Source organism: Streptomyces sp. NPDC052721 (assembly GCF_040678315.1).
GTDB lineage: Bacteria > Actinomycetota > Actinomycetes > Streptomycetales > Streptomycetaceae > Streptomyces.
This window is the reverse complement of sequence record NZ_JBFATL010000091.1, coordinates 1-8,607: the sequence shown is the minus strand read 5'-3', so window position 1 is coordinate 8,607 and position 8,607 is coordinate 1. Positions and strand designations below refer to the sequence as shown.

9 protein-coding genes and 2 pseudogenes are annotated in these 8,607 nt (G+C 68.8%); 5 read left to right on the top strand and 6 right to left on the bottom strand.

Going from position 1 to position 8,607, the window contains the following annotated elements; all coding sequences use genetic code 11:
• Positions 1 to 226: 226 nt before the first annotated feature.
• The 3 genes and pseudogenes from AB0L21_RS39355 to AB0L21_RS39345 all read right to left on the bottom strand — a co-directional run bounded on the left by AB0L21_RS39355 (position 227) and on the right by AB0L21_RS39345 (position 2,017).
• Positions 227 to 631 carry a DUF6188 family protein gene (locus AB0L21_RS39355; protein ID WP_365788745.1) on the bottom strand — a complete coding sequence of 135 codons (405 nt, stop codon included), beginning with the start codon at positions 629 to 631 and terminating at the stop codon, positions 227 to 229.
• Positions 632 to 689: 58 nt separating this feature from the next.
• Positions 690 to 1,432, bottom strand: a pseudogene (locus tag AB0L21_RS39350) (IS630 family transposase); the annotation flags it as partial.
• Between the two features lie 72 nt (positions 1,433 to 1,504).
• The gene (locus AB0L21_RS39345; RefSeq protein ID WP_365788746.1) at positions 1,505 to 2,017 is read right to left on the bottom strand and encodes a PadR family transcriptional regulator; all 513 of its coding nucleotides are present in this window, start codon (positions 2,015 to 2,017) and stop codon (positions 1,505 to 1,507) included.
• Between the two features lie 55 nt (positions 2,018 to 2,072).
• Here AB0L21_RS39345 and AB0L21_RS39340 point away from each other — a divergent pair, with 55 nt between their 5' ends.
• From AB0L21_RS39340 to AB0L21_RS39330, 3 genes and pseudogenes are all read left to right on the top strand, one after another.
• Positions 2,073 to 2,762, top strand: a complete 690-nt coding sequence (locus AB0L21_RS39340) for an isochorismatase family cysteine hydrolase (RefSeq protein ID WP_365788744.1) — start codon at positions 2,073 to 2,075, stop codon at positions 2,760 to 2,762.
• Between the two features lie 230 nt (positions 2,763 to 2,992).
• A pseudogene (locus AB0L21_RS39335) lies at positions 2,993 to 3,169 on the top strand (transposase); the annotation flags it as partial.
• Between the two features lie 31 nt (positions 3,170 to 3,200).
• A complete protein-coding gene (locus AB0L21_RS39330) occupies positions 3,201 to 3,719 on the top strand; it encodes a hypothetical protein (protein ID WP_365788743.1) in 519 nt (172 codons plus the stop codon).
• Here the strand turns inward: AB0L21_RS39330 and AB0L21_RS39325 are convergent.
• From AB0L21_RS39325 to AB0L21_RS39315, 3 genes are all read right to left on the bottom strand, one after another.
• Positions 3,700 to 3,882, bottom strand: a complete 183-nt coding sequence (locus AB0L21_RS39325) for a hypothetical protein (RefSeq protein WP_365788742.1) — start codon at positions 3,880 to 3,882, stop codon at positions 3,700 to 3,702. The genes AB0L21_RS39330 and AB0L21_RS39325 overlap by 20 nt on opposite strands.
• 22 nt (positions 3,883 to 3,904) lie before the next feature.
• Complete coding sequence (locus AB0L21_RS39320) at positions 3,905 to 4,981, bottom strand: acyl-CoA desaturase (protein WP_365788741.1); 1,077 nt, start codon at positions 4,979 to 4,981, stop codon at positions 3,905 to 3,907.
• A 155-nt stretch (positions 4,982 to 5,136) separates the two neighbouring features.
• Positions 5,137 to 6,297, bottom strand: a complete 1,161-nt coding sequence (locus tag AB0L21_RS39315; protein ID WP_365788740.1) for a hypothetical protein — start codon at positions 6,295 to 6,297, stop codon at positions 5,137 to 5,139.
• A 732-nt stretch (positions 6,298 to 7,029) separates the two neighbouring features.
• On the opposite strand from AB0L21_RS39315, the gene AB0L21_RS39310 reads away from it, so the two are divergent.
• Together AB0L21_RS39310 and AB0L21_RS39305 are read left to right on the top strand one after the other, a co-directional pair.
• Positions 7,030 to 7,521, top strand: coding sequence for a hypothetical protein (locus AB0L21_RS39310; protein WP_365788739.1), 492 nt, complete (start codon positions 7,030 to 7,032; stop codon positions 7,519 to 7,521).
• 331 nt (positions 7,522 to 7,852) lie between these two features.
• Entirely contained in the window at positions 7,853 to 8,362 is a 510-nt protein-coding gene (locus AB0L21_RS39305; RefSeq protein WP_365788738.1) for a transglycosylase SLT domain-containing protein, read from the top strand.
• The last annotated feature ends 245 nt before the right edge of the window (positions 8,363 to 8,607 follow it).

Here is an 8,607-nt window from a genome sequence, read left to right as displayed (position 1 = left end):
TGGCGGGGAAGACGAGGTCGTGTTCGAGGACCAGTCGGTATCCCAGCTCCTCCCATGCTTCGGCGTTGTCCTCGAGCTCCACCCGTTCCAGAAGCACGGGGACGCGATCGACATCCCCATAGCAGTCGTGCATCTGCGTCCAGTTCACCACCTGGGCATTAAAGCGCCCCCCTATGGCAGTCGGGGTGGACCCTCTGTTCCTGACCTACCGGACAGGCCCTAGCCCTTAAGCCTTTGGTCGGTCGGGCATGCTCACGCCGCCACCAGGCAGTGAACTGATGAAGTAGCTGCCCCGCAGACCGATGATCCAGCCGAAGGCGCTGGAAGAAAACGGCACGTCCAGACGCCAACCGTGAGTGAAGCGCACTCGCAGGCTGCCTGAATCAGCTGCATGGACCTCGGCGACCACCTGATCGAGCAGTTGCGGCAGTCGGTCCAGGTTGGTCCGTGCAGATGCGTGGACAGGCACGACTTCGTGGTCCGTTGTCAGCTCGGCGGGACTGTGCACCTCGATCCGGTTCGAACCGGTGTGAAGTCGCAGGACGCTGCCGATGATCATCTCGCCGATGCCGATCCCACGCATCGAGCGGATGTCCCATCCGTCTTCCACACGGTTGATCCCGTTGTCCATACCGCAAGACTACGGACCCTGGCTGCCACGCTGCCACAACAAGATCGTGTTGCGAGCTCTTTGCCAGGTCGTAGGCGGCGAACAGATGCCGGACCCGTGTGGGCGGGTGTAGGTGGCCCGTCGGCGGGGCCTCGGCTCGCGGTCCGGGTTCCTGTGCTTCCCGCCGCGCTCGGCCCACAGCCGCCCGGGGTGCGGCTGGAGGTTGAGCGGGCCGAACTCGTCCAGGCATAAGACGACTTCGGGTTCGCCGTCCTCGGGTATGACCTCGCCGTCCGCGATCGCGTAGAGGTGCTCGACGCGGGCCTTCTTGGCGGCGTAGTCCGGGTCACGGGAGGTCTTCCAGGTCTTTATGCGTTGAAAGGAGACGCCCTCCTGACGGAGCACGACCCGCAGGCCCTCGTGGCTGATGTCGTCGACCACTCCCTCGGCGACCAGGAAGTCGGCCAACTTGGCCAGGCTCCACGTCGAGAAGGGCAGGCCGTGTTCGGCCGGCTTGGACTTGGCGATTTTCTTGATCTCACGGCGCTCGGGCAGCGTGAAGGTCCTCGGTCGGCCGCCCTTGTACTTGGGATAGAGGGAGTCGAAGCCGTCGGTGTCGAAGTTGTGGATCACGTCCCGGACCCGGTCGTCGCTGGTAAAGGTCACCTCGGCGATCTTCGTCACGGGCATGCCCTGCGCGGACAGCAGCACCATCTGGGCCCGCCGCCAGGTCACCACCGAGCCGGTGCCCCGGCGGATGATCCGCAGCAGGCGCTGCCCCTCGTCGTCATCGATCTCGCGGACCCGTACTGGCTCTGCCACCCGCACAGTCTCTCGGGAAGTGGAGGCGTCCGGGTTGAGAACGAGGAGAGGTGCCTGCTGGTGGTGCCCGTGTCAGGCCAACACTTCCCGAAGCCAGGACCTTTCCGCGCGGCTGGTGGCACGGGCGATGGTGAGCATGCCGCGCCGGTAGGGGTCGTCAGTGTCGTCGGCACCCAGTGGGCGGTCACCGTCGTGGAAGAAGCTCGCCGGCTGTTCGAGGAACTCCAGTCGGCGGCGCAGTACCGCGTGCTGGTCAGCGGTGTCGGGCAGGTGGGAGAGGAAGGCCAGGACGGTGAAGTAACGGGTGCTGTCGCTGATGTCCAAGCCGTTGGCATCCCGCAGTCGGCGCAGCAGCTCGCGGCGGCCGGCGTCGGTCAGGGTCAGGGTGTACCGCCGAGCGGCCGAAGCGCCTGGTTCGGTCTGCCGAGCGAGCAGTCCGGCGTTGACCAGCCGGTTGATCGCCGGGTAGAGACTGCCGTCGCTGACCGGCCGGGCATGACCGGACAACTGAGCTATGCGCTGACGCAGTTGATACCCGTGCAGCGGCTCCTCAGCCAGGAATCCCAGGATGGCGAGTTCGAGCATGCTGCTACTCTCGCACATCGAAACGAGGTACCTCGAATCGATGCAGGAGGCGAGGATGACGTACACCGAGGAATGGGTGACCACGCGAGCGCGTAACGCCTACGAGCGCGGCCGGGCATCGTTCGGCGTACGGCCCGAACGGACAGCACTGCTGGTCATCGACATGCAGGACGAGTTCGTCCGGCCCGGCTGGAGTCCCTACTGGGTGCCCGCGGCCACTCGGATGGCGCCACGGCTGCAGCAACTCGTCGAAGAATGCCGGGGCGCCTCGGTTCCGGTGATCTGGACCATTTTCGATGACACCCATCTCGGTCTGGACCGGCCGCACGCCCTGCAGTTCCTCCCGCACGCCGACACCGAGTGGCGCCGACCGGGCCCTGCCGAGGTGTGGGCCCCGATGGGCCGCCGCCTCGACGAGGCCGTGATCCGCAAGCCCTCCTACGGGGCGTTCTACGACACCCCGCTCGACACAATGCTGCGCAATCTCGGCCGCGACACGGTCATCGTCACCGGAACGCTCACCAACTACTGCTGTGGCACCACGGCCCGGCAGGCATACGAACGCGGCTACAAGGTCGTCTTCGGATCCGACGTCACGGCCACCGACGACGAGTCCCGGCACGAACCCGAACTCGCCGTCCTGCGCAAAGGCTTCGCGCTCGTTCTGACCGCCGAAGAGATCACCAACCGACTGACCGCAGCCACACCTGCGTCACGGGACGAGGAGCGGGCGTACGTTGCCTGATGCGGCACTAGTCCCCGGACGAAAGCACAGGCCAGTAGGGGTTTCGTCCGCAAGGAAGGGGCTGAAGGGTCCGGGGCTGCGCAATTCGTCCCGGCGGCGAGAGGGCTGCGTGAGTGATTCCATGAGGCTGTGCTCCTCGAAGAGGTGAGGTCAGAACAGCAAGCCGTCGGGTGGTTCCGGTGCGCCGGCGGAAGGCACGGTGTCAGGCTGCGCCGGACGCCGTCTCGGGCCCGGCCGCCGGTGGGGCGCCGAAACCCACACGTCCCGGCCGCGGCCGACCAGGGGGCTCGAGGAACCACCGTTCGGCTCGGCGTTACGACGTGGGCATAGTCCTCGTGACCGGCGAGGCATACAGCCGCCCGGCCCACCACAAGAAGGGCACCAAGCCCAGGCGTGGCGTTGAATAGTCGGCGAGGTGAGCACCGTGGGAGGAGCGAGATGTCGGAGTACGTCAACTTCAGAGGCCGCATAGACATCTCACCACCCCTGAACGCTTCGGAGTCGGCGTATCTCACCAGATTCGCCGGCACACGCAGGATGGCTCGGCTTTCCGGTACCTACACCACCCTCTCCACGGGCCGGTTGGTGCTGCCTGACGGGGACATCATCGACATCAACCAGCCCGCGCAGGGCCAGCCCGGCCTGCATTGCCAGTGGGTGCCCACTGAATCGGGGACGGGTATTGAGTGGAGCCGACGCAGCAAGTTTCCGTTCGCGGCCGAGTGGATGGCCTACCTGATCAGGACATTCTTGAAGCCCGACGCGGAACTCGCCTATGAGCTCGAGAGTCCCCTGCAGGGCAGGTACTACGCACCCGAATTCCCCGACTTCACCTTCGACCACACTTTGAGCGGACACATCGAGGCCCTTGGCGAGACTGGTGCACCCTGGCGGATTGTGGTCGAAGACAACCGCGTCAGCGTCACGGAGCAGGGACTCACACGCCCGGTAGGTTAAATGCCAAGTTCAGTGCCTGTTTCCGAACCCTGAAAGCGATGGCGGCAGGGTCGGGGCAGCGCATGAGCGGGGCGGCGGCGGTGACGGCCCGGGTGAGCGGTTCGCGCACGGCGGCCGCGGTCTGCTTGTCGGCGGCCGCGGACCCGGCGGCGTCGTGCTCCACACCGTCGACTGCACCGACGACGTCAGGCGCCCCTTCGGCGCTGCTGCCGGATCGGTTCACCGACCTGATGCAGATGTGTGAGGGCCTCGCGGTACGACTGGATCAGGCCGGTCTCGTGGTAGGGCACGCCGATCTCCGCGCAGTAGGCACGGACGACGGTCTGCGCACGGCGCAGATGGGGCGTGGGCATGCTCGGGAACAGGTGGTGCTCGATCTGGTAGTTGAGCCCGCCGAGCAGAACGTCGGTCAGCCGTCCGCCGCGCACGTTGCGTGAGGTGAGCACCTGGCGGCGCAGGAAATCGGGCCGTTCGTCGCCGCGGAACGTGGGCATGCCCTTGTGGTTCGGCGCGAAGGTGCACCCGAGGTAGACGCCGAAGAGACACTGGTGCACGGCGAGGAACGCCACCGCCTTGCCCGGGGAGAGCACCAGGGACAGGGCGGACAGATAGGCCGCGAGGTGAAGCAGGAGCAGCGCCGCCTCCAGCGTCCGGTGCTTCATGCCCGGTGAGCGCAGCGCCCGCAGGCTCGCCACGTGCAGGTTGAAGCCCTCCAGCGTCAGCAGCGGGAAGAACAGCCCCGCCTGGTGACCGCCGATGAGACGGGCCAGGCCCCGGGCGTTGCGGGCCTGTTCCGTGGACCACACCAGGATGTCCGGGGCGACGTCCGGGTCGAGTTCCTCGTGGTTGGGGTTGACGTGGTGACGGGTGTGCTTGTTCATCCACCAGCCGTAGCTCATGCCGATCCCGAGATTGCCGAAGAGCCGGCCCCACAATTCGCTCGGCCGGCGTCGCCGGAACACCTGACGGTGCGCGAGATCATGGGCAACGAGAGCGATCTGGCCGAACATCAGCGCCAGGAAGGCGGCCGTCGCCATCTGCCACCAGGTGTCCCCGAGCGCGGCAAAGGCTCCCCATCCACCCGCCGTCAGCGCGATCACCAGACCGAGCCGCGTCGTGTAGTAGCCCGGACGGCGTCTCATCAGCCCCGCCTCGGTGATACGACGGGACAGCCGCGCGAAGTCACTGCCGGCTTCGGCACCGGAGGGACGGGGTCGGGCGGCGGGCACGGTGGCCGCGACGGCCTGCGGGGAAATCGTCATGCCACCGAGTCTCCGCGCCTGCGACCAGCCGAAACAGCCTGCCAGTCACCCTCTCGCACAGGGGGTTTACCCCAGGATGGCGTGGGTGCTGCCCCGAGGCCCACCGGCCCTGGGGGCAATGCCCGGGGCCGGTGACGGGGACCGGCGGTCAGACGTCACGCGTGGACTTGCGGCGGCGCGCGGCGACCGACCGCGCCAGCGCCGAGTACGACGGTGACGGCGCTGGTCAGGGCGATCGGCGCCATCGACGAGGACGAACCCGTCTCGGCGAGGTCGCCTCCGGCGCCGGTTGCCGCGGTCGTCGTCCCCGTGGCCTGGTGGGACGTGCCACCCTGCGCCGAGGGAGCGGAACCCTTGCCGGGCTTCGCCGCACCGGGCCGCTGGTCGTCGTCCCCGCCGGGCAGGCCGGGCTTGGCGTCGCCTGCCGGGGCGGTCTTGCTCCCCGCCGGCAGGAGCTTGAAGTCGTAGCGCTTCATCTGGCCCAGGACGCAAGGGTTGTACGCGTCGGAGGCGTCACCGGCGAGAAGGGCGAAGGCATCGGCGTTCTTGGCTGCGGAGTCGACCTTCATGCGCAGCTTCACATCGCTGTGCTCGCCCGGCTTCATGACGTCGATGTGCGCGATGTGCTCGGGGTCCTCGCCGTCGAAGGCCTGCCAGGTGGAGCCGTTGGACCACTCGACCTTCAGGAGGCTCTTCGCACCGCGACTCTCCCCGGCCACGTGGAAGAACACCAGGGGATCCACGGCCAGCGTGCGCCGGGTGCCGTTGGACACGCGCAGGGTGAAGCCGACGGTGCCCCCGGCGGTGACTTTGGCGGGCAGCCCCACCGCGAGCGAGGTCAGCCCGTTCTCCCGGACGCACTCCTTGGCGGCGGCGAGGGCTTTGTCGGCGGCCTCCTTGGCAGCCCGCGCCTTGTCGAGGGCCTGCTGGATCCGGCTGTACTTGCGGGCGGCCGCCACACGGGCGTCGTCCAGCGCGGTGTGGGCCTTCTCAGCCGCCGCGTCGGCCTCCTGCTGGGCCGTGGCCGCCTCCGCCAGGTCCGCTTCCGCGGCAGCGAGAACGCGCTGCGCCTCGGCCTTGTCGGAGTCGCTCTGCGCCGCGTCGAGCTTGGCCTTGGCGTCCGCGACGGCCTTCACGGCAGCGTCCTTCGTGACGCCCGCCTCCTTGGCGGCCTTGTCCGCGGCGATCGCGGCCGCCTTGAGCGGGTGCGTGTCCGAGTCCAGGGCCTTCAGCGTGGCCTCGACCTCCTTGCGCCCTTCCGTCTCGGCGGCGACGGCCTCGTCGTACGCCTTCTGCGCCTCGGTGACGGCCTTCACCAGCTCCGCGTACGTCGGCTGGTTCCGCGTCGGCGCCGCGAACGCATGGGGCGCACGGTGGGCCCTCCGCGCGGCTCGACCTGCCCTCGTCGTAGGCGCCGCAGACCAGGACGGCCTTCGGCTCGTCGCCGAGTTGCCTCAGGATCACCAGTGTCTTGTCGACGGGCGGCGCGTTGCCGCCCTGACCGTAGGAGACCTCACCGGTGGCGCCGTTGAAGCGGATGCCGCCGCTGAGCGCGACCAGCACCGAACTGCGGTCGATGTCCTTGTCCCGCAGCCACGCCTGTGCCACCGCCTGCGACAGGACGTGGAAGGCGTCGTAGGACACCGCGGAGTGGCCGTCCTGCCGCCACGGCATGCCAAGTCTTGGCCCGCCTGGCCCGCCCGCGCTGCTCGTGCCGTCTGTGCAGCGAGGTTGTGCCGCGCTCCTGGGCTCCCCCGCCTGCCGCCTCACTGCCCAGATGCCCGCACCGCCGCTCGCCGCCCGTCTCCGCCCGGCAGCGCCGCCGCCGGGGACGCCTGCCTCAGTCGCCTCTGCCCCCGGCCTGATGTCAGGCCGTCCCGGCCGCCGGCTGCCTCCGCCACGCGGCCGCGTCCGGCCTCCGGCCGCCCGTTGGCAGTTCCTCGGCGACGACCTTCAGCTGCGCGCGCACACCCTGCACTCCTGGCTCCACCAGCGCACCCGCCTACCCGACGGGAAGCGACGACAAGTGGCGCATCGGGCCGCCGGGCATGACGGTGTACGGCACCTACGAGACGTTCTGCGCCGATCCCATGCGCAAGGGCCCGGACGCGGCGGGCGGTTACACCGGCCCGAAGACGGTGGAGCACTGGACGTCCTCGGTCGCCGGTCGCCCCGTCCCCGACACCCATCTCGCCTACGCCTCCTACATCGTGGGCAAGTACGGCCAGAGCCGCAGCGCCGCGCAGGCTGCCTCGGTCGACGCGGCCGTGTACGAGTGGCTGGCCGGCGGCGCCTACGGCACCGGCGGCGCCCGCGGCAAGCAGCGTCTGGCCTACCCGGAAGTGGACCCGTCCGCCCGGACGACGGCGCTCGGTTTCCTGGCCGAGGCCAAGAAGTACGCGGGCCCCTACCGGCGGGCCCACCGAGCCCGCATCAGCATCCCGCAGTCACCCTGGAGAGGGCTGGACCGCTCACATGTACGCATTTCCGGGCTGCACGCTGCCCCCTTCCGGGTGGAGCCAGCCCGGCCGGAAGCCTGATTTTCCGGCTCTGCGCGTGACGCCACCCACGAGAGGCAGGTCACGTCCTAAGCGGGATCGTAGAGCCGCACAGCGGTCTGACGCACAGGAAAGCCACGGAATGACCGAATTAGGGCAATTTCTACGCCCTTGGGTAGTAGGTCACAGTCTTGCTTCTCGTTCTCGCGGTCGCTAACCATGTCTCTCGTCGCCGCAAGCAGCGGGTCGGGCCGGGCGGGATCGCCGGGGCCGTCCTTGCTCGCCGCGCTGTGCGGGGCCTCGCCCCGACGCCCGACAGGCCGCGACCGGATGAACCGGCCGGCGCCTCAAAGACGTCCCGTAGGAGACCCCCATGACCGCGATCACCGCTGCGTCCCGCCTCGCCCGTCTGCGCAACCTGGCCGTCACCGGCCTGGTCACCACCGGCGCCGCGGCCGCGGCCCTGACGCTGACGCCGGCCACCGCCCACGCCGCCGAGGCCCCCAAGGCCGCCCCCGCCATCGCCTCCAAGGCCGCCGACCCCGCCGGTGCCAAGGGTGCCGTGAACAACCTCGACGGCTGGATCAAGCAGTCCCTGGCCATCATGAAGGCCAAGGGCATCCCGGGCACCTACGAGGGCCTGCACCGCAACATCATGCGCGAGTCCAACGGCAACCCCAACGCCCAGAACAACTACGACGTCAACGCCAAGAACGGCACCCCCTCCAAGGGCCTGCTCCAGGTCATCGACCCCACGTTCAAGGCATTCCACGTCGCCGGCACCGCCAACAGCTCCACCGACCCGGTCGCCAACATCACCGCCGCCGCCAACTACGCCGCCCACCGCTACGGCTCCATCGACAACGTCAACTCCGCGTACTGAGCCATTGCAGCGGAACTTTGCCTAGCTGCAAGCTGCTGCTCGACGTGAGCGTCAAGCAGTAGCCTCCTCGACAGGTGACAACCCGCCTGCCAAGGTGACAACCAGCGTGAGCCGGCTCACTCGGCACGGTCCCGTTCGGTGTGGAGCTCCCGGGTTACCAGCGCATGCCGAGTTGGTCCAGTTCGGTGCGGCGTTCGGGGGTGAGTTTGTCGGTCCGGCGGCGGGTGTTGTCCAGCCACGTCCCG

What these genes read in the sequence shown, in the direction of transcription:
- AB0L21_RS39320 (WP_365788741.1), bottom strand. Translation starts at nt 4,981, where the DNA reads ATGACGATTTCCCCGCAGGCCGTCGCGGCCACCGTGCCCGCCGCCCGA.
- AB0L21_RS39305 (WP_365788738.1), top strand. Translation starts at nt 7,853, where the DNA reads ATGACCGCGATCACCGCTGCGTCCCGCCTCGCCCGTCTGCGCAACCTG.
- AB0L21_RS39330 (WP_365788743.1), top strand. Translation starts at nt 3,201, where the DNA reads ATGTCGGAGTACGTCAACTTCAGAGGCCGCATAGACATCTCACCACCC.
- AB0L21_RS39340 (WP_365788744.1), top strand. Translation starts at nt 2,073, where the DNA reads ATGACGTACACCGAGGAATGGGTGACCACGCGAGCGCGTAACGCCTAC.
- AB0L21_RS39310 (WP_365788739.1), top strand. Translation starts at nt 7,030, where the DNA reads ATGACGGTGTACGGCACCTACGAGACGTTCTGCGCCGATCCCATGCGC.
- AB0L21_RS39345 (WP_365788746.1), bottom strand. Translation starts at nt 2,017, where the DNA reads ATGCTCGAACTCGCCATCCTGGGATTCCTGGCTGAGGAGCCGCTGCAC.
- AB0L21_RS39355 (WP_365788745.1), bottom strand. Translation starts at nt 631, where the DNA reads ATGGACAACGGGATCAACCGTGTGGAAGACGGATGGGACATCCGCTCG.